The organism is uncultured Amnibacterium sp. (assembly GCF_964250715.1).
In the GTDB taxonomy this organism is placed as follows: Bacteria; Actinomycetota; Actinomycetes; order Actinomycetales; family Microbacteriaceae; genus Amnibacterium.
In genome coordinates this window covers 231,680-256,213 of sequence record NZ_CAXUGX010000001.1, presented here as the reverse complement: position 1 = coordinate 256,213, position 24,534 = coordinate 231,680, and the positions used below count along the sequence as shown (strand labels likewise).

At 71.6% G+C, this 24,534-nt stretch carries 20 protein-coding genes; 3 read left to right on the top strand and 17 right to left on the bottom strand.

The annotated features are described in order from the left end of the window. Positions 1–70: 70 nt before the first annotated feature. Entirely contained in the window at positions 71–1,237 is a 1,167-nt protein-coding gene (locus ACFE7H_RS01185) for a mannitol-1-phosphate 5-dehydrogenase (RefSeq protein WP_375399362.1), read from the bottom strand. Between the two features lie 100 nt (positions 1,238–1,337). Here ACFE7H_RS01185 and ACFE7H_RS01180 point away from each other — a divergent pair, with 100 nt between their 5' ends. After that, a complete protein-coding gene (locus ACFE7H_RS01180; protein WP_375399361.1) occupies positions 1,338–2,753 on the top strand; it encodes a DUF222 domain-containing protein in 1,416 nt (471 codons plus the stop codon). Here ACFE7H_RS01180 and ACFE7H_RS01175 read toward each other — a convergent pair. Genes ACFE7H_RS01175 through ACFE7H_RS01165 form a run of 3 tightly spaced genes read right to left on the bottom strand, consistent with a single transcriptional unit; the run spans position 2,734 to position 4,027 of the window. Continuing rightward, complete coding sequence (locus ACFE7H_RS01175) at positions 2,734–3,087, bottom strand: hypothetical protein (RefSeq protein ID WP_375399360.1); 354 nt, start codon at positions 3,085–3,087, stop codon at positions 2,734–2,736. The two genes, ACFE7H_RS01180 and ACFE7H_RS01175, sit on opposite strands and share 20 nt — an antisense overlap. Continuing rightward, positions 3,084–3,599, bottom strand: a complete 516-nt coding sequence (locus tag ACFE7H_RS01170; RefSeq protein WP_375399359.1) for a hypothetical protein — start codon at positions 3,597–3,599, stop codon at positions 3,084–3,086. Before ACFE7H_RS01170 ends, ACFE7H_RS01175 begins: the two co-directional genes overlap by 4 nt. Beyond that, entirely contained in the window at positions 3,596–4,027 is a 432-nt protein-coding gene (locus ACFE7H_RS01165) for a PPOX class F420-dependent oxidoreductase (RefSeq protein WP_375399358.1), read from the bottom strand. The genes ACFE7H_RS01170 and ACFE7H_RS01165 overlap by 4 nt, the downstream gene beginning before the upstream one ends. Positions 4,028–4,087: 60 nt before the next feature. On the opposite strand from ACFE7H_RS01165, the gene ACFE7H_RS01160 reads away from it, so the two are divergent. Continuing rightward, the gene (locus ACFE7H_RS01160; protein WP_375399357.1) at positions 4,088–4,501 is read left to right on the top strand and encodes a hypothetical protein; all 414 of its coding nucleotides are present in this window, start codon (positions 4,088–4,090) and stop codon (positions 4,499–4,501) included. A 39-nt stretch (positions 4,502–4,540) separates the two neighbouring features. Then, a complete protein-coding gene (locus tag ACFE7H_RS01155) occupies positions 4,541–5,209 on the top strand; it encodes a pyridoxal 5'-phosphate synthase (RefSeq protein ID WP_375399356.1) in 669 nt (222 codons plus the stop codon). A 104-nt stretch (positions 5,210–5,313) separates the two neighbouring features. Here the strand turns inward: ACFE7H_RS01155 and ACFE7H_RS01150 are convergent, their stop codons facing one another. From ACFE7H_RS01150 to ACFE7H_RS01090, 13 genes are all read right to left on the bottom strand, one after another. Beyond that, positions 5,314–6,897 (bottom strand): amino acid permease, encoded by a 1,584-nt coding sequence (locus ACFE7H_RS01150; RefSeq protein ID WP_375399355.1) that lies wholly within the window; start codon positions 6,895–6,897, stop codon positions 5,314–5,316. A gap of 192 nt (positions 6,898–7,089) precedes the next feature. Beyond that, positions 7,090–8,256, bottom strand: coding sequence for a C40 family peptidase (locus ACFE7H_RS01145; protein ID WP_375399354.1), 1,167 nt, complete (start codon positions 8,254–8,256; stop codon positions 7,090–7,092). A 448-nt stretch (positions 8,257–8,704) separates the two neighbouring features. Further along, positions 8,705–9,730, bottom strand: coding sequence for a ketol-acid reductoisomerase (gene ilvC / locus ACFE7H_RS01140; RefSeq protein WP_375399353.1), 1,026 nt, complete (start codon positions 9,728–9,730; stop codon positions 8,705–8,707). A 63-nt stretch (positions 9,731–9,793) separates the two neighbouring features. Then, positions 9,794–10,300 (bottom strand): acetolactate synthase small subunit, encoded by a 507-nt coding sequence (ilvN, locus tag ACFE7H_RS01135; protein ID WP_375399352.1) that lies wholly within the window; start codon positions 10,298–10,300, stop codon positions 9,794–9,796. Then, the gene (locus ACFE7H_RS01130) at positions 10,297–12,276 is read right to left on the bottom strand and encodes an acetolactate synthase large subunit (RefSeq protein WP_375399351.1); all 1,980 of its coding nucleotides are present in this window, start codon (positions 12,274–12,276) and stop codon (positions 10,297–10,299) included. The genes ilvN and ACFE7H_RS01130 overlap by 4 nt, the downstream gene beginning before the upstream one ends. 25 nt (positions 12,277–12,301) lie before the next feature. Further along, a complete protein-coding gene (gene ilvD / locus ACFE7H_RS01125; protein WP_375399685.1) occupies positions 12,302–13,939 on the bottom strand; it encodes a dihydroxy-acid dehydratase in 1,638 nt (545 codons plus the stop codon). A 372-nt stretch (positions 13,940–14,311) separates the two neighbouring features. Next, the gene (locus ACFE7H_RS01120) at positions 14,312–15,700 is read right to left on the bottom strand and encodes an MFS transporter (protein ID WP_375399350.1); all 1,389 of its coding nucleotides are present in this window, start codon (positions 15,698–15,700) and stop codon (positions 14,312–14,314) included. Further along, complete coding sequence (gene otsB, locus ACFE7H_RS01115; RefSeq protein WP_375399349.1) at positions 15,697–16,542, bottom strand: trehalose-phosphatase; 846 nt, start codon at positions 16,540–16,542, stop codon at positions 15,697–15,699. The genes ACFE7H_RS01120 and otsB overlap by 4 nt, the downstream gene beginning before the upstream one ends. A gap of 1 nt (position 16,543) precedes the next feature. Continuing rightward, positions 16,544–18,148 (bottom strand): trehalose-6-phosphate synthase, encoded by a 1,605-nt coding sequence (locus ACFE7H_RS01110; RefSeq protein WP_375399348.1) that lies wholly within the window; start codon positions 18,146–18,148, stop codon positions 16,544–16,546. Between the two features lie 126 nt (positions 18,149–18,274). Then, positions 18,275–19,045 (bottom strand): fructosamine kinase family protein, encoded by a 771-nt coding sequence (locus ACFE7H_RS01105; RefSeq protein ID WP_375399347.1) that lies wholly within the window; start codon positions 19,043–19,045, stop codon positions 18,275–18,277. An 86-nt stretch (positions 19,046–19,131) separates the two neighbouring features. Next, positions 19,132–21,114, bottom strand: a complete 1,983-nt coding sequence (locus tag ACFE7H_RS01100) for a YhgE/Pip family protein (protein WP_375399346.1) — start codon at positions 21,112–21,114, stop codon at positions 19,132–19,134. After that, positions 21,111–23,936 carry an MMPL family transporter gene (locus ACFE7H_RS01095; RefSeq protein WP_375399345.1) on the bottom strand — a complete coding sequence of 942 codons (2,826 nt, stop codon included), beginning with the start codon at positions 23,934–23,936 and terminating at the stop codon, positions 21,111–21,113. Before ACFE7H_RS01095 ends, ACFE7H_RS01100 begins: the two co-directional genes overlap by 4 nt. After that, positions 23,933–24,532 (bottom strand): TetR/AcrR family transcriptional regulator, encoded by a 600-nt coding sequence (locus tag ACFE7H_RS01090; protein WP_375399344.1) that lies wholly within the window; start codon positions 24,530–24,532, stop codon positions 23,933–23,935. The genes ACFE7H_RS01095 and ACFE7H_RS01090 overlap by 4 nt, the downstream gene beginning before the upstream one ends. Positions 24,533–24,534 lie beyond the last annotated feature (2 nt).

The window sequence follows — 24,534 nt, the reverse complement described above, 5'->3', positions numbered from 1 at the left end:
CGAGGTGAGGCCGCGGGTCTCCCGGCGCGGCTGGAGCGAAACGCAGTCTATTGGTGCGGCTGCGGGCCGCTCACTCGGTACGGGCGCCCTGGAACACCGCGAGCAGCTGGTCGTGCAGGGGGTGGTCTACCGGGATGCCCGTCACCCGGCGCAGCGCCTGTGCGGGTGAGGAGTTGCGCAGGATGCGCTGCAGCTCGGCGCTCTCGGGGTCGTCCGGCACATCGAAGCGCAGGGCGGCGGCGACCGCCCGCAGCAGCGCGTCGCGGGGCAGGCCGCGTTCGGCCAACTGCGCGGCCGGCCCGATCAGGCGGTCGTCGCGGCCCAGCTTGCGGAGCGGTCCGCGGCCGACCCGCTCGACGGTGTCGGGCAGGTCGGGGTTGGCCAGCCTGCCGATGCTCGTGTCGCCGTAGGCCGCCTGCTCGGTGTCGTGCAGGGCGTGCTTGGCGATCAGCAGCGCCCGGGTCTCGGCGACGGCGGCCCGCACCTCCGCCAGCACCGCCGGGTCGGCCATCGCATCGGTGACGGCGTGGATGCCCCGCACGAAGCCCTGGTAGGCGGCGACGGCGTGGCCGGTGTTGACGGTGAACAGCTTGCGTTCGAGGTAGGGCGCCAGGTCGTCTGTCCAATGCACGCCTGCGATTTCGGGCTCGGCGCCCGCGAACGGCGTGCGGTCGATGATCCACTCGAAGAAGGGCTCCAGCGTGACGTCCAGACCCGCTCCGGCGGGCTGGCCGGGCACGATGCGGTCGATCGCCGTGCCCGCGAACAGGGCGACGGCCGACAGTGCGTCGGCCTCGGACTCCGGCAGGTTCAGCCGCACCTCCGACTCCAGGAAGCCGGTCGCGTCGATCGCGTTCTCACAGGCGATGACCGCCAGCCTGCGGTCGCCTTCGATCACGTCCTCCCCCGTCTCGACGCGGCGCTGGATCCCTCGGGCGATCACCGGGGCGACGGCCGGCAGGTTGCGCACGCCGACGGCGGTGGTGACGAGGTCCGCCGTCGCGATCTCGTCGATCAACTGCTCCTGCTCCGCCGTGCTGTGCACCGCCCGGATACCGGAGACGCGATGCGCGTGCTCGCGGCCGACCTGGCGCACGGTGTACGAGCCCTCCGCCTGCAGTGCATCGATCAGACCTTGGTCGACGTCCGCGAAGACCACCTCGTAGCCGCTGGCGGCGAGCACATCGCCGACGAACCCCCGGCCGATGTTGCCCGCACCGAAGTGCACCGCTTTCACGCCGGTCACCCTAGGCGGTCGATTCGTGGGTTGAGCAGGTCTTCCAACGTTGGAATACGTGTTCTATTCTAGAACACAGCTATATGGTATAGTTTCGAATATGGACCAACAGGCGGGAGCAGATGACCCGCCCGACGAGGGGCGGAGCGACCCAACTCCGACAGGGCCGGGCTTCGCTGCCTTCGACGCGCGTGAGGCTCTGTTCACGTCGGCGTTGGAGCAGGTGGATCGAGTGGTGAACACGGCCGAGGCGATGCGGTTGCAGGTGATGCTGGCCGGGTTCGACGCGATGCTCATCGAGGAGCAAGCCGAGACCGGGCGGGCCTTGCGGCCGGATGATGCGGCGGTGCGGGCGTTCTACCTGCACCAGGCCAACGTGCTCCGCGTCTCCCGACAGACCATAGAGCGGCGCATCGATGATGGGCGCACTGCGCGGGAGAAGCTCCCCACCACGTGGGCGGTGTTCCTCGACGGGCTCGCCTCCGAAGAAGCCATCCGCGCCGCGGCCCGCCAGACGGTCGGATTGAAGGTGGCTGCACTACCCGAGTTCGACGCGAAGGCCGCCGACCTCGTCCAGACCGTCAAGGCGACGGTGGTCGAGAAGCGACTCGGGCTCCTCCGGGACCGGCTCGACCCGGATGGGGCGATCGAACGCCACGAACAGGCAGCGACCCGACGGTGGGTCAGCGCCAGACCCGACAGCGACGGGATGGCCGTCCTGGAAGTGCACTCCACCGCGATTGACATCGCCGCCATGTACGACGGGATCCGACAAGCCGCCATCGACCTGCACGGGCGGGACGGGGAACACCGCACCCTCGGCCAATTGATGGCCGACGTGGCTACCGATGTGGTCCTGCACGGGCTCGAAGTCCCCGCAGCCGAGATGGGCGATCCCGCGTACCCGATGGAACGGATCGGGTCGTTGAAGGCACCGCACCGGAAAGCAGTGCAGGCCACCGTCCTCGTCGTTGTGCCCGCCGACACCGCGACCGGTAGCGGGAATGCACCCGCGGAGCTCGCCGGGACGGGAGCGATCGACGCGGAAACCGCGCGACAGGTCATCGGACACACGAGAACATGGACCCGCGTAGCGGTCGACCCGATCGATGACTCGATCCTCGGCATCGATTCCCATGAGCGCTACATCCCGGCCGGGTTGAAGAAACTTCTCCACCTGCGCAGCCCCTCCTGCACCGGTGACGACTGCGGGTTGCCCGCCCACCGAGCAGACATTGACCACGTGATCCGGGTCGAACACGACGGACGGACCCGACACGACAACCTGCAAGTCCTCTGCCGGAAGAGTCACCAGATGAAGGACGAGGGCTACTTCGACGTCCAGACCTTCCCCGACGGGACCATCCGCTGGCACGACAAATGGGGCGGCAACCGACTCGTCCGACCAGCACTCACAGTGAAAACACGCACACCCGTCGAACTCCCCGACGACCCACCCTTCCGAGCCGGAGAGCCGCTCGGCTCCGACAGATCACTCAGGCGACGAGTTGGGTGACCAGGGCGCTCTGGAACAGGGACAGGACGCTGAGAGACAGGGCCTCGGCGGCGCAGAAGGCGACCAGCAGGGCGCCCGCGAGCACCAGAGGCGGACGCTGCCGGGTCACGGCGATCGCGATCACGAAGGCGAGGATCGGGATCACGAAGCCGAGCACCAGCACGACCCAGACGAAAGCGGTGAGCGACCGACCGCTGGCCGCCGACAGGCCGAGCAGCGCGACCAGGTTGATGACCGCATCCTTCACCTGCCACGCGAAGCAGATCGCGCCGAGCAGCAGCACGCCGAGCGTCGCCCGGCGCGACCCGGCCGGTCGCGCCACCGCCGCGGTCACGCGTGCACCAGCGCGGGCCACGGGATGAGGACCAGGGCACCGATCGCGAGGGCGGCCACGCGTCGCGCGCCGGCCGGGATGCGCCACAGCACGAAGCCGAGCCACACCGGCGCCGCGGCGACGGCGGTGATGCGCACCACGATGTTCAGGGCGAAGCTGACCAGCTCGGCTGGCGAACCGGAACCGGCGTCGATCGTGCCGCTGATCGGTCCGAGGATGGCCCGGACCCAGCCGACCGCCTCCAGCAGCAGCACCCCGGCGACGACGCCGAACGCGACGAGTCCTGCCGCACTGCCACCCGGCTCGTGCTCCTCTTCAACGTGCAGGGCCGGGACGGGACGCGGTGCGGGTCGGGCGATGCGTCGATCGGCCTCGTCGCCGTTCCAGCGGAACGCCTCCTCGACCTCCTCCGGCTCGGGCTCGCTCGGCCCCGGCTCGTCGGCATCGGGCGCGCCGTTCGACCGGGAAGGGGCGGGACCACCGGCGGGACTGTCGCCTGGGCCGGTGCTCACGCGGTGGGGCCGCCCGATGCGGGCGGCTCGGTGATGCGGATCATCACGCTCGGAGCGCGGTCGGAGCGCACCACGGAGGCGATGCGTCCGGCCCCTGCGAACGCCTTGTACTGCAGCCCGTACTTCGCAGCGATCGCCTGCCGCAACTGCTCGCCGCCGGCCTCGTCGTCGACGACCTCGGCCAGGCCGTGGGCGACCGGAGCGTCGTCGGCCACCGCGCCCATCCGGGTGCACGGGCGAAGCTCCACGCGGGCGTCGTTGCGCAGGCGCTTGATCTTGCCGCTGCCGCCGCCGGTGGTGACCACGAGCGCGTCCGCGTCGCGGGCGACCCAGACCGCCGTGGCGACCGGCGCGCCGGTTTTGCGGAAGGTGGTCAGAGAGACGAACTGCTCGTCGCCCATCTTCTGGAACACGTCGCTCACCGCCATGGCCGCACTGTACGCGGCGGGGTTCAGGGAGCGCACATCGCGGCCCGGTTCAGTGGGGCAATGCCCACCGTGCCCGCTGCTGCTGCGAGGGTGCGCGCGACGATGGCGGCCGGGCTGGTCGGGATGGGCACGTTCCATTTCGTGCCGGCCGGGACGCGCGGCATGGCCGCGATGATCCCGCCGCGACTGCGGGGCCGCGGCCTGCTGTCACCGGTGTCGCTCGTGCGGATCACCGGCGTGTGCGAGATCGCCGGTGCGATCGGCCTGCTCAACTCGAGAACCCGCGTGGCGGCCGGGACCGCCCTGATCGTCTTCTTCGCGGCGGTGTTCCCGGCCAACGCGTACGCGGCAAAGGACCCGGAGCGCTTCGGTCCGGTCGCGATCGCGTTCTGGCCGCGCCTGGCCGCGCAGGTGGCCCTGGCCGGTCTGGCCGCGTTCGCCGCGTTCCCGTTCGGTCGTGCCCCGCGTCGCTGACACCGGGCTCGGGCTCAGGGTCGGTGGGACGATCTGTCCGTGGACGATGCACTCGATCGATTGCGCGCAGCCCTTGGCAGCGCGCGCAGCCTGACCGGTTCGCCGCCGCCGTTCGACGCCGACACACCGCCCGCGGACCCGGTTCGACTGTTCGCCGACTGGTTCGCGGCCGCGGTGGATGCTGGCGTGCCGGAGCCGCACGCCGTGACCCTCTCGACCGTGGATGCGGCGGGCGTCCCGGACGCGCGGGTGCTGGTGCTGAAGGACGTGACGGACGACGGATCGTGGACGTTCGCGAGCAGTGCGTCCAGTGCCAAGGGCCGACAGTTGGCTGACCGCCCGGTGGCCGCGCTGACCTTCTCCTGGCAGGCGCAGGCGCGGGCGATCCGGTTGCGCGGGAGTGTCACGACGGAGCCGGAGCCGGTGCGCCGAGCCGACTTCGCCGCCCGCAGCGCATCGGCCCGCGCGGTCGCCCTCGCCGGCGGGCAGAGCGAGCCGCTGAACAACATCGTGGAGTTGCACGCGACGGTCGAGGCGGCTGCGGACCGGTTACGACGCGAGCCCGACGCGGTCGCCGACGACTGGACGGTGTGGGCACTCCACCCCGACCTGATCGAGTTCTGGCAGGGCGACGTGTCGCGCGAACACCTGCGGCTGCAGTACCGGCGAAGCGGGGACGGCTGGTCTGCCGCGCGCCTGCGCCCATGAGGGCGACGCGGGCTCGGGGCTGCATGCAAGCGCTCACGCCGATCGGGTGCAGAGCGGAGTCTGTTCTTCGGCGCCTGCGGTGACCTCGCAGGTCGGCTGCGAACTCAGGGTTCGTGGTGGTCGCGCTCCGCGTCCGAATCCGATTTGTCCCCGTCCTTGTTGCGGGCCTGCTGTGCCGCCATGCCCGGCGTGCTGGCGACGACCGGGAACGGGCCCGTGACACCGTCGCGGGCGGCGGCGATCTCGAAGATCCGCTTGCGGGAGAGCATCCAGCCCACGATCAGCGCAGGAACCGCGATGACGGCGAACACGCCGATGGTGAGCGTGCCGGTCGGGAAGTCGACGCCGATCAGGATGAGGACCACCACCAGGAAGACCAGGGTCGCCCACGAGGTGTACGGCGCGAACGGCATACGGAACGACGGACGCTTCGCTCGGCCGTCCAGCGACCACTTCCGCAGCTGCATCTGGCAGAGGATGATCGTGCCCCAGCCGGAGACGATGCCGATCGCCGAGATGTTCAGCACGATCTCGAAGGCCTTGGACGGCACGAACAGGTTCAGGATGACGCCCATCAGGGCGACCGCCGCCGTCAGCAGGATGCCGGCGTACGGAACTCCGGAGGCGTTCATCCGGCCGAGCACTTTCGGTGCCGCTCCGGACTGGGAGAGGGACCGAAGGATGCGGCCGGTCGAGTAGAGGCCCGCGTTGATGCTGGAGAGCGCAGCGGTCAGAACGACGAAGTTCATCAGCGACGCGGCGATCTCGCCCGTCTGGCTGCCGCCGAGGCTGCGGAAGAACGAGACGAACGGGCTCGTGCCCGCCTTGTAGGCCGTGTACGGCAGCAGCAGGGACAGGAGCACGATCGACCCGACGTAGAAGACCGCGATGCGGAAGACGACGGAGTTGATGGCCCTCGGCATGATCTTGGCGGGGTCGGCCGTCTCGCCGGCGGCGGTGCCGACCAGCTCGATGCCGGCGTAGGCGAACACGACGCCCTGCACCACGAGCACGGTGGCGACCAGGCCGCTCGGGAAGATGCCGCCGTGGTCGGCGAGCAGTCCGAATCCGGTCGTGATGGCGTGGCCGCCCTCGTGCAGCGGAAAGCGCAGGGCGAGTACGACGACGCCGATCACGAGGAACGCGACCAGGGCGGTGACCTTGATCAGCGCGAACCAGAACTCCAACTCGCCGAAGACCTTGACCGACACCAGGTTCACGCCGAGGACGACGAGCAGGGCGATGAGGGCCAGCAGCCATTGCGGCACCGAGGTGAACGCCTTCCAGAACTGCACGTACAGAGCCACGGCTGTCACGTCGGCGATCGCGGTCATCGCCCAGTTGAGGAAGTACATCCAACCGGAGACGAACGCGGCCTTCTCGCCCAGGAACTCCCGCGCATAGGAGATGAACGATCCCGACGACGGGCGGTGCAGCACCAGTTCGCCGAGCGCGCGCAGGATCAGGAACGCGAAGACGCCGGAGACGGCGTAGACGATCGCGAGCGACGGTCCGGCGGAGGCGAGGCGGCCGCCGGCACCGAGGAAGAGACCGGTGCCGATCGCCCCGCCGATGGCGATCATCTGCAGCTGCCTGGGCTTCAGACCGTTCTTGTAGCCCTCCTGCTCGTGCGAGAAGTCGCGCTGCGGCGACCCCTGCTCCTGCTCCTTCGAGGCGGTGTCGACCATGGCCAGCCATCCATTCGCGGTCCGCGACCGGCCGGACGCCGATCAATGCGACGACGCTAGAAGCCGGCGGGACACCGGATGTTTCCATCTCGGTACACGCTCGTTAAACTCCCGTGACCCTCAAGGAACCGAGCAGCAGCTTCTCAGGGACTTCTCCGGTCGGTCTCTTGACCTGCGGACGGGTGGGGCGGGTCAGCCGCGGATGTGGGCGACCTGCGCGACCAGCCCGCCGAAGCGCAACGGCACCTCGCGGACGGAGGCACCCGGGTGCGGCGCCTCGATCATCATTCCGTCGCCCGAGTACAGCGCGACGTGGTCCATGTCGCCGTCCGCGGCCGTGAAGAAGAGCAGGTCGCCGGGCTGCACCTCTGCGAAGGGCACCAGCTCGTCGGCCCCGCTCGCGGCGAGGAACTGCGCACTGACCGAGTGCGGGCCGATGTCGATACCGAGCGAGGCGTACGCGCCCATGGTCAGCCCGGAGCAGTCCCAGACGTCCGGCCCGGCGCCGCCGAGCCGGTAGGGCTCGCCGATCTGCTTGCGGGCGAACCGGATCGCTCGCGCACCCGGGCTGTGCTGGTCGGCGGACAGCGCCGCGGTGCTGACGGCGCACACCGTTGCCGTGTCGGCGGACGTACGGCAGTCCTGGGCCTTGGCGACGCGCAGATCGACCAGCTTGGAGATGAGGCGCTCGACCAGGCGTTCCTGCGCGTGCACGGCGTCGAGCGCGGCCTTCGACGCGCGCTGCGCCCGGTGGAAGGATCTGGTCGCGCTGTCCAGGCGGTTCGCGGCATCGCGGACGGTCTGGACGGCGGCGATGCGCAAGTCGGTGACCCGCTGCTGGTCGGCCTCGGCCGCCGTCAGCACGGCGTGGCTCTGCACGGCGAGCTGGGACAGGTTACTGAGGCCCTGCAGGACCCCGTCGGCGCCACGGCTGTCGAGCATCAGCTGCGCCGGCATCGAGTTCATGTCGCTCCGGGCGAGGCTGACGGCCAGCATGCCGGCGCGGTGGCGGGAGTCGCGGGTGAGTGCGCCGGCTGCGGCGGCCTGCGCCTGCAGGGCGGCGGCGGTCTCAGCGGCCTGGGCGGCTGCGGTCCGTGCTGACCGGACCTCCGTGCGGGCGAGGGCGACGCGGTGCCGGGCGACGTCGGCGCGGTGCTGCAGCCCGATGATCCCGGCGCCGACGCGCTGGATCTGCGCCGTCGCGGCGCTCTCCGCGGAGCGCGGCGTTGCTGCGGTGGCAGCGACGGCCGGCTGGGCGAAGCCCAGAGCGAGCACGAGGACGAGGACGCCGACGATCGCGGTTCCACGCCCCGTCGACGCTCTGAACCCGGGCACGCCGGCACGCCGGATCTGCGGCACGGTGATCTCCCTGGGTCGGGTGCACCCCTTGCCCAGGACGAATTCAGTGCGTCGGGTAGGGGCGTCGATCGGGGTACGACCGACCATCCGACGGTAGCAACCGCTTCCGGCGCCCGCCTCCCCCGGTCCGAGGGGCGCCGCCACCCGCCTTACCGGCCCCTTCTGCCCTGGTTCAGGACAACTGCCCACGCGCGAACGTGGTCAGGCGTCGCGAATCCGAGCAGACGGCGTGACCGGCGAAGTCCGGCGCTTCAGCGCGCGACGGGCCCTTCGGCCAGGGATGCGCTTGCGCATCCCTGAATAAGCACAGTGTCGTCGCAGACGACTATGTCGAGGGCGAAGTCCGGCGCTTCAGCGCGCGACGGAGGCTTCGGCCAGGGATGCGCTTGCGCATCCCTGAATAAGCACAGTGTCGTCGCAGACGACTATGTGGACGGCGGAGTCCGCGCTAGCGCGCGACGGAGCCCTCCACATAGTCGTCATCGGTGGAGCGCCAGGCGAAGAGGCTGCGCAGTTCGCGGCCGACCTCCTCGATGGGGTGCTGCTCGCCCTTCTTGCGGAGCGCGAGGAATTCGGGGGCGCCCGCGTCTTGGTCGGCGATGAAGCGCTTGGCGAAGGTGCCGTCCTGGATGTCCCCGAGCACGGCCTGCATGTTCTCCTTCACGTGCGGGTCGATCACGCGGGGGCCGGAGACGTAGTCGCCGTACTCGGCGGTGTCGCTGACGCTCCAGCGCTGCTTGGCGATGCCGCCCTCCCAAATCAGGTCGACGATCAGCTTCAGCTCGTGCAGCACCTCGAAGTAGGCGATCTGCGGCTGGTAGCCGGCCTCGGTCAGGGTCTCGAAGCCGTACTGGACGAGCTGGGAGACGCCGCCGCAGAGCACGGTCTGCTCGCCGAACAGGTCGGTCTCGGTCTCTTCGGTGAAGGTCGTCTTGATGCCGCCGGCGCGGAGGCCGCCGATCGCCTTGGCGTAGGACCAGGCCAGGTCCCAGGCCGAGCCGGAGGCATCCTGCTCGACGGCGACGATGACGGGTACGCCACGGCCTGCCTCGAACTCGCGGCGCACGGTGTGGCCCGGGCCCTTGGGGGCGACCATGATCACGTCGACGCCGGCTGGCGCCTGGATGTACCCGAAGCGGATGTTGAAGCCGTGTCCGAAGAGCAGGGCCTTGCCGTCGGCCAGGTTCGGGGCGATCGCGTCGGCGTACACGTGGCGCTGCACCTGGTCGGGGGCGAGCACGACGATCAGGTCGGCCCAGGCCGACGCCTCGGCCGGCGTCTCGACGCGGAAGCCGGCGTCCTCCGCCTTCGGGCGGCTCTTCGAGCCCTCCTGCAGGCCGACGACCACGTCGACTCCGGAGTCGCGCAGGTTCTGCGCGTGGGCGTGGCCCTGCGAGCCGTAGCCGATGACGGCCACCTTCTTGCCCTGGACGAGGCTGAGGTCGGCGTCGCCGTCGTAGACGATCTCGGTCATGGTGTGCTCCTTGGTGGGTAGACGGGGTGAGGCTGCTTCAGTCGGTGCGCGTCGGGCGCGTGATCAGGGGCGCGGGACGCGCTCGGTGATGCTGCGGGGTCCGCGGCCGATCGCCAGAAGGCCGGACTGCACCAGCTCGCGGACGCCGTACGGCTCCAGCACCTTGAGCAGTGCGGCGGTCTTGGTGGTGTCGCCGGTGACCTCGATGACCAGGGCGTCGGTGGTCACGTCGACGACCGCGGCGCGGAACAGGGAGACCAGTTCCAGCACCTGGCTGCGCGTCGTGCCGTCCACCCGCACCTTGATCAGCACGTGCTCGTGCAGCACCGAGGAGGCGGGGTCGAGCTCGACGATCTTGATGACGTTGATCAGCTTGTTCAGCTGCTTGGTCACCTGCTCCAGCGGCAGATCCTCCACGTCGACCACCGCGGTGATCCGGGAGAGCCCGGGCACCTCGGATTTGCCGACGGCGAGGGACTCGATGTTGAAGCCGCGGCGCGCGAACAGGCCGGCGACGCGGGTCAGCAGACCGGGCTTGTCCTCGACGAGCAGCGAGAGGACGTGGTTCATGCCTGGGGCGCGGGCGTGGTGCCGCGCACGGCGTCGCCGTCGGGCACGGGCAGCGGCGGGGTCGCCAGGTCGGCGTCCTGGCCGTCGGGCGCCTCGTCGCCGTCCCACACCGGAGCGTGCTCCCGCGCGTACTGCACGTAGGAGTTGCTGACGCCCTGCGGCACCATCGGCCACACCATGGCGTCGGCCGAGACGACGAAGTCGATCACGACGGGTCGGTCGTTGGTGGCGAGCGCCAACTGGATCGCGGCGTCGACCTCGTCCTCGGACTCCACCCGGATGCCGAGTGCGCCATATGCCTCCGCCAGCTTGACGAAGTCGGGGATGCGCTTGGTGCCGTGCCCGGTGTTCAGGTGCGTGTTGGAGTAGCGGCCGTCGTAGAACAGGGTCTGCCACTGGCGCACCATGCCGAGCGACGAATTGTTGATGATCGCGACCTTGATCGGGATCTCGTTGATGACGCAGGTGGCGAGCTCCTGATTGGTCATCTGGAAGCAGCCGTCGCCGTCGATCGCCCACACGACGCGCTCGGGCTGCGCGACCTTGGCGCCCATCGCCGCGGGCACGGCGTAGCCCATGGTGCCGGCGCCGCCGGAGTTCAACCACGAGTTGGGGCGCTCGTAGCGGATGAACTGGGCCGCCCACATCTGGTGCTGGCCGACGCCGGAGGCGTAGACCGCCTCGGGTCCGGAGAGTCGACCGATCCGCTCGATCACCTTCTGCGGGGAGAGCTGGCCGTCGGCGGGCTCGCTGTAGCCGAGGGGGAACTCCGCCTGCAGGCCCTGCAGCCGGGTCCACCAGGTCGCGTAGCGATCCTGCGGGGTGGCCCGTGCGTCGTTCGCGGTGGCCGCCAGGAACGCCTGCGCGAGATCGCGGCAGACCTCCTTCGCGTCGCCGACGATCGGCACCTCGGCCTGGCGGATCTTGCCGATCTCGGCCGGGTCGATGTCGATGTGCACGACCTTCGCATCCGGGGCGAACAGCGACGCCTTGCCGGTCACCCGGTCGTCGAACCGGGCGCCGATGGCGATCAGCAGGTCGGATTCCTGCAGCGCGAGCACCGCGGGCACCGTGCCGTGCATGCCGGGCATGCCGAGATTGCTCGGATGCGTGTCGGGGAATGCACCGCGCGCCATCAGGGTGGTGACGACCGGCGCACCGGTGACGTCCGCAAGCTGCAACAACTCCGGGGCTGCCTCGGCGCGGATCACGCCGCCGCCCACGTAGAGCACGGGGCGCGCGGCGGCGGCGAGCAGGGCGGCCGCGGCCTGCACCTGCTTGCCGTGCACCTTGGGCGTGGGGCGGTAGCCCGGCAGGTCAAGCGCGACCGGCCAGATGAACGGCGCGGACGCCTGCTGGGCGTCCTTCGTGATGTCGACGAGCACGGGGCCAGGCCGCCCGGTCCCCGCGATGTGGTACGCGGCCGCGAGTGCGGCGGGGATGTCCTCGGCCGTCTTCACCAGGAAGCTGTGCTTGGTGATCGGCATCGTGATGCCGACGATGTCGGCCTCCTGGAACGCGTCCGTGCCCATCAGGGTGGAGAACACCTGGCCGGTGATCGCCAGCAGCGGCACCGAATCCATGTACGCGTCGGCGATGGCGGTGACCAGGTTCGTGGCGCCGGGACCGGAGGTGGCGATGGCGACGCCCACTTTGCCGGAGGCGGCGGCGTAGCCCTCGGCGGCGTGGCCGGCACCCTGCTCGTGCCGCACCAGGATGTGCCGGATCTTCTCGGTGTCCATCAGCGGGTCGTACACCGGCAGGATCGCGCCACCGGGCAGGCCGAACACGTCCGTGACGCCGAGCAACTCGAGCGTGCGGACGACCGCCTGCGCGCCGGTGAGCACCTCCGGCTCCGGCCCGCGGGTCGAGTGGATGTCGGTTCGGGGGTCGGGCGGTGAAGCGAGTGCGGACTGCACGCGGTGCGCGGCGGAGCGCAGGGCGGACGGCAGCGGCGTGGAGGTCGGGAGGGACATGAGTGGACCTTTTGTCTGCGTCGGGTCAGCCGGTGATCGCACCGACGGCGGCGGACTGCACGAGCTTGCCGTACTTGGCGAGTACACCGCGGGTGTAGCGGGGAGGGAGCGGTGCCCAGCCGTTCCGGCGGGCGGTCAGCTCCGTCTCGTCGACCAGGAGGTCGATCGTGCGGGCCGCGATGTCGACCCGTATCGGGTCGCCGTCGCGCAGGAAGGCGATCGGACCTGCGTCCACCGCCTCCGGAGCGATGTGGCCGATGCACAGGCCGGTTGTGCCGCCCGAGAATCTGCCGTCGGTCAGCAACAGTACATCCCGGCCGAGGCCGGCGCCCTTGATGGCGGCGGTGATCGCCAGCATCTCGCGCATGCCGGGGCCGCCCTTGGGGCCCTCGTAGCGGATGACGACCACGTCGCCCGCGGTGATCTCGCCGTTCGTCAGGGCGTCCATCGCCGCACGCTCCCGCTCGTAGACGCGGGCGGGGCCTGTGAAGACGCTGGCGTCGAAGCCGGCGGTCTTCACCACGGCGCCCTCGGGGGCGAGCGAGCCGGTCAGGATCGTCAGGCCCCCGGTGGCGTGGATGGGGTTGTCCAGGGTGCGCAGCACCGTGCCGTCGAGCGGGGCGATGTCCATCCCCGCCAGGTTCTCCGCGACCGTCTTGCCCGTCACGGTCAGGGCGTCGCCGTGCAGCAGGCCGGCGTCGAGCAGCGCCTTCATGACGACCGGCACCCCGCCCATGCGGTCCACGTCGTTCATCACGAACCGGCCGAAGGGCTTCAGGTCGCCGATGTGCGGGACCTGATCGCCGATGCGGTTGAAGTCGGCCAGGGTCAGCTCCACCTCCGCCTCGTGGGCGATGGCGAGCAGGTGCAGCACGACGTTGGTGGAGCCGCCGAACGCCATCGCGACGGCGATCGCGTTCTCGAACGCGTCCTTGGTCAGGATGTCGCGGGTGGTGATGCCGAGGCGCAGCAGGTTGACGACGGCGGCGCCCGAGCGGTGGGCCAGCGCGTCGCGGCGGCGATCGGCCGAGGGCGGGGCCGCGGACCCCGGCAGCGCCATGCCGAGCGCCTCCGCGACCGACGCCATGGTGTTGGCGGTGTACATGCCGCCGCAGGAACCTTCACCCGGCGCGAAGTTGCACTCGATGCGGTAGGCGTCCTCCGCGCTCATCTTGCCGGCCTTGACCGCTCCGACCGCCTCGAAGGAGTCGATGATGGTCAGCTCCTTCTCGGTGCCGTCGGAGAGCTTGGTCCAGCCCGGCGCGATGGAGCCGGAGTAGACGAAGACGCTGGCCAGGTTCAGGCGTGCCGCGGCCATCAGCATGCCGGGCAGCGACTTGTCGCAGCCGGCCAGCAGCACGGACCCATCCAGGCGCTCGGCCTGCATGACGGTCTCGACGGAGTCGGCGATCACCTCGCGGGATACGAGGGAGAAGTGCATGCCCTCGTGGCCCATCGAGATGCCGTCGCTGACGCTGACGGTGCCGAACTGCAGCGGGTAGCCGCCGCCGCGGTGCACGCCCTCTTTGGCGGCCTGGGCCAGGCGGTCGAGCGACAGGTTGCAGGGGGTGATCTCGTTCCACGAGCTGGCGATGCCGATCTGCGGCTTCTCCCAGTCGTCGTCGCCCATGCCGACGGCGCGCAGCATGCCCCGCGAGGTCATCGCCTCCACGCCGTCGGTGACGATCCGGGAGCGCGGCTTGATGTCGATCGGCTGCGCGGCCGTCCGGGCGTCGGCCAGCGCGGCGGTCGACAACTCGGTCAGCAGCGCGGCGGCCTGCGGCGCGTCGTCCCGGGGCCGTCCCGCATCGGTTTCCAGCATGTTTCAAGGGTATCGGCCCCACGTCGCCGTCCCGGCGCAGCGCAGCTGCTCCGCGTTCCCCCACCTCCCGATCCCCATCACCCGTTCCCCGTTCCCCGTTCCCCTGTTCCGACAGCAGGTCCAGGTCCCGACCGCAGGTCGCTGGTCGACCAGCAGCCTGCTCACGAGACGTGGTCCTGCTGTCGAGACGGCTGAGGGAGGAGGCGGGGCGGGTCAGGCAGGCAGGGGCGCGACGCCGGAAGCGGATGGGCGCGGGCGCAGCAGCAGGATCACGGCGCAGGACAGCGTCGCGACCGTGGCGGCTGCGATCAGCAGGTAGCCGATGCCGACTCCCGCGGACGCCGGCAGGGTCTGCGCGGTGACGGAGTAGAAGCCGCTGCCGAGCAGGCCCGCGACGGCGACCCCGGCCGTCTGAGCGAATGCGACCGCCGCCGACACGGTCGGCACCCGCCCGGACTCGACGCCGTCGAACGGACGCGCCGCGAACACCGGGTAGGCCAGCCCCATCCCCAATCCCGCGACCGCCCAGGCGCCGACAACGACGCCGAGCGCGGCCGCGCCGCTCGCCGCGGACAGGGTCACCGTCGCCAGCAGAGCAGCCGCGATCGCGATCGCCGTACTGCCGATCGCGCCGGTGTAGCGCCGCAGGCGCTCCCCTGACGGCCGCAGCCCCAGGATCGACCAGGATGCGGCGCCCGCCGTGTACGCGATGCTGGCGCCGAGCACCCCGCCGCCGGTCACCGCGATCACGCCGAGCGACAGCAGCCCCTCGCCGCCGAAGAATCCGATATTCAGCCCCGCCACGACGCCGATCAGTAGCAGGCCGACGCCGGTGCCGCCGAGCAGTCGCCGCAGTAGTAGGACGCCGCCGGCGAACGCGGTCACGAGTCCCGCCGCCCAGACACCGAGGTGCAGCGGCGCAGGCAGGCCGGGCGCGATCGTGGCCAGGATCAGGCCGCCGAGCACCAGGACGGCCGAGCCGGCCGGCACCCGCGCCGGCGCGTCCGGGTCGGGCAGCATCGCCGCCCGGCGACCGATGACGATCCGCGCGGCCAGCACCACGAGCGCGGGCCACGCCATCGCTCCTCGCCACCCGGCGACGCCCGCCACCGCGGCGTTCAGCACCGGCCCGAGCAGGCTCGGCAGCAGCCAGCTGAGCGAGAACAGGCCGATGACGCGCGGGCGCAGGGCGTCCTCATAGAGGGTGCCGATCGCGCTCAGCCCGAATCCGGCCAGCAGTCCGATCGCCGCGCCCTGCACCAGGCGGCCGATCAGCACGAATGCCATGGTGGGCGCGAGCACGGCCAGCAGCACGCCGGCGACGTACACGACGGTGGATGCGAGCAGTGCGCGAGCCGGACCCAGCCGGGCGGTGAGCGCCGGGCCGAGCACGATGAAGACGATCGCCGTCAGCGTGGGCGCCGCAACGGTGGGGCCGTAGTAGGCGGCGCCGTGCAACTCCTTCGACGCCAGGGGCAGCACCGCCGCCTCGGCGACCGTCTGCACGGCGGTGCCGAACTCGGCGAAGAGCAGCCCGACGAGCAGGCGACCGCGATCGCCCGCGAAGATCACCCGCAGGGTCGTCGCCCGGCTCGTGGTCACCGCCCGACGGTACCTGCCCGCAGGTCGGCCAGCTGGGCGAGCACCCGTGCCACGTCCTCGGGGCCGGGGACCCGGAAGCCCGCTGCGGTCTCGGCGTCGCCGCTCTTGACTCCCATGTCCGCGGGGCCGAGCGCTACGAACACGTCCTCGTCGGTGACGTCGTCGCCGGCGTAGAAGACGGCGTCCGCGCGCGTGTACCGGCGCAGGTGCTCCACCGCCTCGCCCTTGGTCGCAGAGCGCACGGAGAACTCGATCACGTTCTTGCCCATGCGCACCTTGAGGTCGTCCACCTCCGCCCGCGCCTCCTGCGCCGCCACCAGATGGGCGACGCGGCTGTTCCGTTCCGTCGCGAGCCGGGTGTGCAGTGCGAAGCCGGCGGGCTTGGACTCCAGCCACACCGCGTCCAGGGTGTCGGCGACCTGCTCCAGCACGTCCTCGAGCACCGCGAGCGACGCCTGCTCCTGCGTGTCCAGTGCGAGGTCGTCGTCGGGGCCGTCGAGGCGCAGCTCGATGCCGTGCGAGCCCACCAGCAGCACCTCGTCGCCGAAGCCCGCGACCGCCTCCAGGTCGTCGAGCGAGCGCCCGGACACCAGGGCGACACGCGTGGCAGGCAGGGCGCTCAGCCGCTCCACCGCCCGCCGCGCGGCGGGCAGGGCGCGAGCCTTCAGCGGATCGTCCACCTCGGGGGCCAGGGTGCCGTCGAAGTCGAGCGCGATCAACAGTCGGGGCCGCGCCGCGAGCGCAGCGACGGCGTCGCTCAACTGCCGGCGCCCCATGGCACTGCCGCCCGAACCGCCCTGGATCACTTCGTCCTGTACCACTCCGTCCCCGTCCCCCTGCACGTCAGCCCTCGCTCCCCGACATCTGATCCGTCAGCCCCTGATCCTCGAGGCCCTGATCCTCGGGCACCGAAGTGACCGTCAGGTGACGTTCCTCGCGCGCACGGCGCAGCGCGGACAGGAACTCGGTGGACCAGCGTTCCACGTCGTGCTCCAGCACTCGGCGCCGCAGGGCCCGCATCCGCTGCCGGCGCTCCGAGCGGGGCATGTGCACCGCGTTCAGGATGGCGCGCTTCAGCCCCTCGATGTCGTGCGGGTTGACCAGCAGCGCCTGCCGCAGCTCGTCGGCGGCGCCCGCGAACTCGCTGAGCACCAGCACGCCGTCGTCGTCGTGGCGGGCCGCCACGTACTCCTTCGCGACCAGGTTCATTCCGTCCCGCAGGGCGGTGACGAGCATGATGTCGGCGGCCAGGAACAGGGCCACCATCTCCTCCCGCGGATAGCCGTGGTGCAGGTAGTTGATGGCGCTGTGCTTGATGGTGCCGAAGTCGCCGTTCACGCGGCCGACCGTCAGCTCGATCTCGTCGCGCAGCGACCGGTACGACTCCACCCGCTCGCGGCTGGGGCTGGCGATCTGCACCAGCACCGTGTCGTCCACGTCCAGCTTCTGCTCCGCGAGCAACTCCGCGTAGGCGGCGATGCGATGCCCGATGCCCTTCGTGTAGTCCAGTCGGTCGACGCCGAGCATGATCGTGCTCGGGTTGCCCAGGTCGCGCCGGATCTGCGCCGCGCGGGCCTGCACGTCGGCGCGCTTCGCCAGGGCGACGTAGCTGGCGCTGTCGATGGAGATCGGGAAGTGCCGGGCCCGCACCGTGCGGCCGCGCTCGGAGCCGGAGTTCGGCCAGACGCCGCTCCCCGCCGCGGGCAGGGCGATGCGGCCGTCCTTGGTCTGCAGGTGGAACAGGCGACGCACCGCGCGGGCGAAGTTGCCGGCATCCGCGCGGCGCTGGAAGCCGATCAGATCGGCGCCGAGCAGCCCCTCCACGATCTGGGCGCGCCACGGCAACTGCGAATAGATGCCGTATGCCGGAAACGGAATGTGATTGAAGAAGCCGATGGTCAGGTCGGGCCGCGCCTCGCGCAGCAGCTTGGGCACCAACTGCAACTGGTAGTCCTGCACCCAGACCGTGGCACCCGGGGCGGCGATGTCGGCCGCGACGGCGGCGAACCGGCGGTTGACCTCCTTGTAGCTGTCCCACCAGGGACGGTGGTAGCTGGGCTGGGCGATCACGTCGTGGTAGAGCGGCCAGAGGGTGTCGTTGGAGAAGCCCTCGTAGTACTGCTCGACCTCGTCGGCGTGCAGCTCCACCGGGATCAGGCGCAGGCCGTCCGCATCGAACGGGGCGGTGGGATCGTCGGCGAGGCCGGTCCAGCCGATCCACGCACCGTCGTTGGACCGCATCACCGGCTCCAACGCGGTCACCAGGCCGCCCGGCGACGGCTTCCAGTCCTGCGTTCCGTCCGGCTTCGTCGCCCGGTCAACCGGCAGGCGGTTGGAGATGACGACGAACGAGTAGTGTTCGCCGCCGGAGTCGTCACCCGCGCCGTCGGAGGGGCTCGTCTCGTGCTCGATCGGGTGCTCCGTGTCGATGGGGGTGCTCCGCTTCACGGGCCGCGGCGCCGTCGGTTCTGGGCGGCGGCAGATGGTGCAGCACCACGGCGGGCGGCGGTGCGGTTCCAGGGTAGGCCACGACCGATCGGGGTCGCCGGAGGAGACGCCGCACGAGCGGCCGGCTCAGGAGTGCAGCACGCTGTTCGCGGCGTCGATGAGCGGTGCGGCGTACGTCGGGCCGTGGCTGGCGGCGTGCACGGCGAGCGGATGCAGCTGGTGCAGTTCGATGCGGTCGTGCCAACCGTCGACCAGCGGATGCGCCTGTTCGTATCCGGCGAGCACGTCGTCCAGGTGCGGGCACCCGAACAGCGCGAGCATGGCCAGGTCCGTCTCGCGATGACCGCCGTGCGCGGCGGGGTCGATCAGCACGGCGCCGTCGGCGGTCCACTGCACGTTGCCGTTCCACAGGTCGCCGTGGATGCGCGCCGGCGCGGCGTCGTCGTCGAAGTCGCCCGCGGTGATGCGCTCGCACGCCTGCTGCACGAGTCGCAGCTCCCCTCCGCCGAGCGATCCCCGGTCGGCCGCCCGGCGCGCGTACGGCAGCACCCGCTCTGCGGCGTAGAAGGCACCCCACTGCGGCCAGCCCTCGCGCCTGGTCGTGAGGCCCTGGTTGCCGATGTAGGTGGGTCCGTCGAGTCCGGGCGGCGGCACGCCGAATGCTGCGGCACCGGCGTCGTGGGTCGCGGCCAGGGCGCGGCCGAACTGGCGGGCGTGCGCTGCAGAGGGACGAGCTGCTGTCAGCACCTCGAGGTCGATGCGGCCGGGTGCGACCGCCAGCACGCCGGCGACCCGAGCGCCGCCGGCCTCGGCGAGCCAGGCGAGGCCCGCCGCCTCGGCCTCGAAGAAGCCCGGTGGTGCCTCCGCCCGCCGCTTCGTGAATGCGCCGGACGCCACCTGACGATGCTAGGCGGCCAGGCGCAGCGGTCAGGCGCAGCGGTCAGGTGCTCGGTCGTCAGCGCCGTCGGCCAGGCGATCGGTGCTCAGGTGCCGGCCGGGAGTGCTCGCGGTGCGAAGAACGCCGGCGAAGAGCGGCGGTGGGCCGTCACCGCGGCCGTGAGCGCCAGGGCGACGACGGTATAGAGCAGCAGCAGGGCGATCCCCGATGGAACGGCCGATCCGCCCGCGGCGGTGACCACCGACTGCATCGCGGTGACGGCCGCGGTCAGGGGCAGCCAGGGGCTGATCACCTGGAACGGACCGCCGACCACCTCGATCGGATAGAGGCCACCGACGGCGACCAGTTGCAGCCCGAGCAGCACGATCGACAGGACGGTACCCGCCCGGCCGAAGAGGGTCCCGAGCAGCTGATGGACGGCGAAGAACGCGATCGCAGCCACGGCCGCCACGAGCACCGCAGTCCCCGCCGCGGGCCAGGCGAGCGGCAGCGTGAGCTGCAGCAGGGCGATCAGCAGCAGCGCCTGCACGATCCCGAGCGCCCCGCCGCGAACGAATGCGGCCAGCACCAGGCGGCCCGTACCGACGCCGGTCGTCAGCAGCCGCCGGCGGACCGATCCGAACAGCAGGACCACGGCGCTTGCTCCGATCCACAGCCCGACCGGCAGGATGAGCGCCGAGACGACGCGCCCCGGACTCGCCACCTCGTGCTGCCGGGTGGCGACGGACCCCACCGGGTCGGCGACGATCCGGGCGATCTTCGTCAGCGTGGTCCCCGTCGCGGTCGGGACCTTCTCGGCACCGGACTGCAGACCGGTCCCGAGTGACCGCGCGCCGTCGGCCAGCTTCTCGGCGCCGGTGGCGCTGGAGCGCAGGCCGTCCGCCAGGCTGCCGGCGCCTGCGGCCAGCCCGTCCGCGCCGGTCGCGAGGCCCTCGGCTCCGGAGCCGAGGGAGCGCGCGCCGTCCGCACTCGTTCCGATGCCCCTGGAGAGGGAGCGGAGTCCGCCGGTCAAGGAGGAGGCCCCCTTCTGCAGCCGCTGCGCACCGGTCGCCAGCGCCCCGACCTGCGTCGCGAGCTGCTGCCGACCGGCGGCCGCTGCGCTCAGCGCGGTGCCGACTCCGGTCAACCGCTGCAGATCCGCCGCAAGCTCGGCGCGGGTCGCGGCGCTCAAGGTGGTGTCGGTGGCAAGGATCTGCCCGATGGACGCGGCCGACGTCTGCAGCCCGGCGCCCGCGGAGGTCTCGCCCGGCGCGGTCAGCGCGGCTGCGAGGCGGTCCACCCCCGCGGCGTAGGTGCTGAGCCCGCTGCTCAACTGCTTGGCGCCGGAGGTGGCCGATCGCGCGCCATCGGCCGCCTTGTCCAGCCCGGCACCGAGGGAGCGTCCGCCGGCGGCGAGCGTGCTGGCGCCGTCGCTCAGCTGCGCAGCACCGGAGTCCAGGCCGTCGGCGCCCGTCGCCGCGTCGCCGAGGCCGTCGGCCAGCGTGCGTCCGCCGGTGCCGAGCCGCGCGGCTCCCTTCCCGGCCTTCACCAGGGAGGTCTTCAGCGACCCGTACCCGCCGTAGAGGCCCTTGACGACGTTCTGCGACAGCGTGGACCCGAGCGTGGTGGTCAGCGCGCCGGCGAGCACGGGCGAGAGCTGGCTGACGACGTAGCCGTGCGCGTCGTCGGTGCGGATCGCGATGTCGGCCCTCCTGGGCGCCGCCGTGCTGAGGGACAGCACCGAGCGGGAGAAGCCCGCGGGGATCGTGACGACGGCGTACACCTGGCCGGTGCGCAGCAGGTCGGCGGCCTGTGCGGCGTTCGAGAGGCGCCAGTCGATCTTCACGCCGCCGCCGGATGACTGCGGTTTGGTCAGGCCCGTCACGAGCAGGCGGCCGGCCGCCACCGTCATGGCCTTGCCGTCGGACCCCGTCGTCTGCACGAGCGCGTCCTGGTTGACGACGGCGGCCGGGACCGATGCGGTGCCGGCGTCCGCCGAGGCGAGGGCGCCGACGAAGACGCCGAGCACGATCGCGGGAACGACGGCGATGGCGGCGAGCCGGGCGATGCGGACACGGGTGCGCGTCATGCGATGACCTTCTGCAGTGGAGCGGTCCTGGCGGCGGGCAGCGTGCGGGAGTCAGCGGTGCGTGGCACGGTGACGAGCACCGCGGCGGTGCCGGGGTCGAGCAGCGCGGTCATGGCGGCCGCGAGTCGCTCCTCCGCCTCCGCTCCGATGTCGCCGACGTCCACCACGACGATGGAGGCGCCGCCCGCGAGCGCAACGGCGGCGAGGGCGAGCAGCCGGTCGGTGGCGACCAGCGAGTCGAAGCGGGTGCGCAGCCCGGCGCGACCGACCGGCAGCCGGCTCAGCCACGACTCGACGGAGCCGACCCGTCGCGCGCGGGGCGCGTACCGCAGGCGCTCGGCGATCAGCGCGCCGATCGACTCGCCGCCCGCGCTCCCGTCGTCGAACACGGCCGCCGCGACGCGCCGCACCTGGGTCGCCGCGCCGGGGCTGGCGTACCCCGCCGCCTGCACGTGACCGCCGGCGGGCGCGATCAGGCCGGTCAGGGTCGCCACCACGCCGCGACGGGCGGCAGCGGGCACCGCGAGTCCGGTCACTCGGCCCGCGGAGGCGTGCAGCGTCAGCGGCCGACCGGTGTAGCCGACCGCCGGCAGCAGGTTGCTGCAGCTGAGCGCCCAAGCGGACTCGCCGGCCGCCCACTGCTCGTCGGCGCGCTGCCGCACGAGGCCGGCCCCCTCGATGTCGACGGACGGCAGGATGTGGTCCAGCCACTTCGGCAGGTACCAGCCGGCCCGGCCGACCAGGGTCATCACCGCGGGGACCAGGGTCATGCGCACCAGGAACGCGTCGAAGAGGATCCCGGATGCCAGCGCGAACGCGATCGGCGTGATCGTGCTGCCGCCCTCGGGCACGAACGAGGCGAAGACGAACAGCATGATCAGCGCCGCGGCGGTGACGACGCGCGCGCCGCCGGTGAAGCCCTTCCGCACGGCATCGTGGGCGTTGCCGCCGTGCACCCAGCTCTCCCGCATGCCGGAGACCAGGAACACCTCGTAGTCCATCGACAACCCGAACAGGATCGCGATCACGAGGATCGGCAGAAAGCTGAGGAGCGGCCCCGGCTCGGTGTGCAGCAGTCCGGCGCCGGCGCCCAACTGCACGACCGCGACGGTGACGCCCAGGCTGGCGCCGACCGACAGCAGGAAGCCGATCGCCGCCTTCAACGGCACCACGAGCGACCGGAACACCATCATCAGCAGCACGACGGACAGCCCGACCACGACCAGGATGAACGGCAGGAACGCCTGTCCGAGCCGGTCGGAGATGTCGATCCCCACCGCCGTCGCGCCGCTGACCGCGACCGGCAGGTGATACTCGCGCTGGAAGGCGGGCTCCAGGGCGCGGATGCGCTGCACCAGCTGCTCGGTGCGCGGCGAGTCGGGTCCGGACCCCGGTACGACCTGCACGATCGCGGTATCGAGGGAGGCGTTCGGAGTGGCCCGGCCGACCGCCACCACGTCGGGCAGGGCGGCGATGCGGTCGCGCACCCGATCCAGGTGCGTGCCGAAGTCGTCGTCCTGCGTGATGTCGACCAGCAGCAGCAGTGGGCCGTTGCGGCCCTCGCCGAAGTACTTCGTCGTCAGGTCGTAGGCGCTGCGGGCGGGCGTGCCGACCGGTTGGCTACCGTTGTTCGGCAGGCTGAGTCGCAGGGAGAGGGCCGGAACGGCCAGTAGGCCGAGTACCCCGACCACCGCGAGCACGGCGACCACCGGCATCTTCTGCACGATCGCCACCCAACGCGCGCCGAGCGTGCGGCCGCGGCCCCCGTCCTGCATCGCGAGGGCCCGCCGGGCGACGCGGGAGCCGGGCTTCGGCACGAATCGCGTGCCGCCGATGGCCAGCAGCGCCGGTAACAGCGTGATGGACGAGGCGACGCCGACCAGCACCGCGAACGCCGCACCGATCCCCATGATGCTGAGGAAGGGGATGCCGACCACCAGCAGCCCGAGCAGGGCGATGATCACGGTCGTGCCCGCGAAGACCACCGCGGTGCCGGCGGTGGCGACGGCGGCCGGCAGCGACTCCTCCACCGTCATGCCGCGGGCCAGTTGCTCGCGGTGGCGCGAGACGATGAAAAGGCCGTAGTCGATGCCGACCGCCAGGCCCAGCATCAGGGCCAGGGTGGGCGCGGAGGTGGAGACGGTCGCGAACAGCGCGATGATGCGGAGTGCGGCCAGCGAGAGGGCCACTCCGATGATCGCGCTGATCAGCGGCAGACCGGCCAGCACCAGGGCGCCGAAAGTGATCACGAGCACGACGGCGGCGAACAGCACCCCGAGCCCCTCCGTCGGGCTGACCGCCACGGAGTCGGTCTGGAAGACCTGCCCGCTGTACGACACGCGCAGGCCCGCGTCGCGTGCGATCGACCCGGTGCTCGTCAGGGCGCGGACGGTGGCGCCCGGCACCTGCTCGTCGATCTTCGTGAACTGCACGCTCACGATGGCCGCTCGGTGGTCGGGGCTGACCGCCCGCGTGGCGTAGGCGCTGAACGGGCTGGACGCGTTCTGCACGCCCGAGATGGCCGAGACGGCTTTCACGGTGCGGGCGATGGCGGACTTCGGTGCGGCATCGTCGATGCGGGAGCCGCTCGGGGCGATGAGCAGCACCTGGGCGCTGCCGCCGGCCGCCTGCGGGAAGACGGCTGCGAGCCGGTCGAGCGCGGTCTGCGACTCCGTTCCCGGGATGGTGAAGGAGTTGGCGAGTGCGCCGCCGAAGCCGAACCCGCCGACGACGAAGGCGATGAAGATCAGCGCCCACGCCGCGAGGATGCGGCGACGGGCGGTGAGCGCGGCCCGGCCGAGGCGGTGCAGCAGCGCGGTCATGGGACGGGCTCGGGCGTGGGTGCCGACTCGGATCCGAACACGAGGCCGGCGAGCACCTGGGTCATCGCGATCCGCAGATCGTGCTCGGACATCGAAGCGGTGGACCACCGGTCGGCCGACAGCAGCGCGAAGGTGGCGCCGGCGAGCGCGATGCCGAAGCGCAGTGCATCCAGGTCGTCGGCGTGCGCAGGCGCCAGCGATGTCGCGAGCCGCCTGATGAGCGCGTCGGCCTCGGCGACGATGGGCACAGCGGGGATGGCTCGGCCGGAGTAGACGAGCGTCGCAGCCGCCAGTCGGTGGGTGAACAGGAACTGGACGAACGCGTCCAGCAGTTGCGCCCGCGACGGCTGTGCCCACGAAGGCGGTGCCCATGTGCTGCGTGCCTGCACCAGGCCCACCAGGTCGCGCAGGTCGTCGACCGCGGGCCGCAGCGCCGCCTCCAGCAGCGCCTCCTTGCTCGCGAAGTGGTACAGCACGATCGACTTCGAGAGCCCCGCCGTCTCCGCGATGCGATGCAGGGAGGCGCCCTCGAAGCCGTGCGTGGCGAAGTGGGCGAGCGCCGCCTGCCGCAGGGCATCGGCGGAGGAGGCTGGCACGG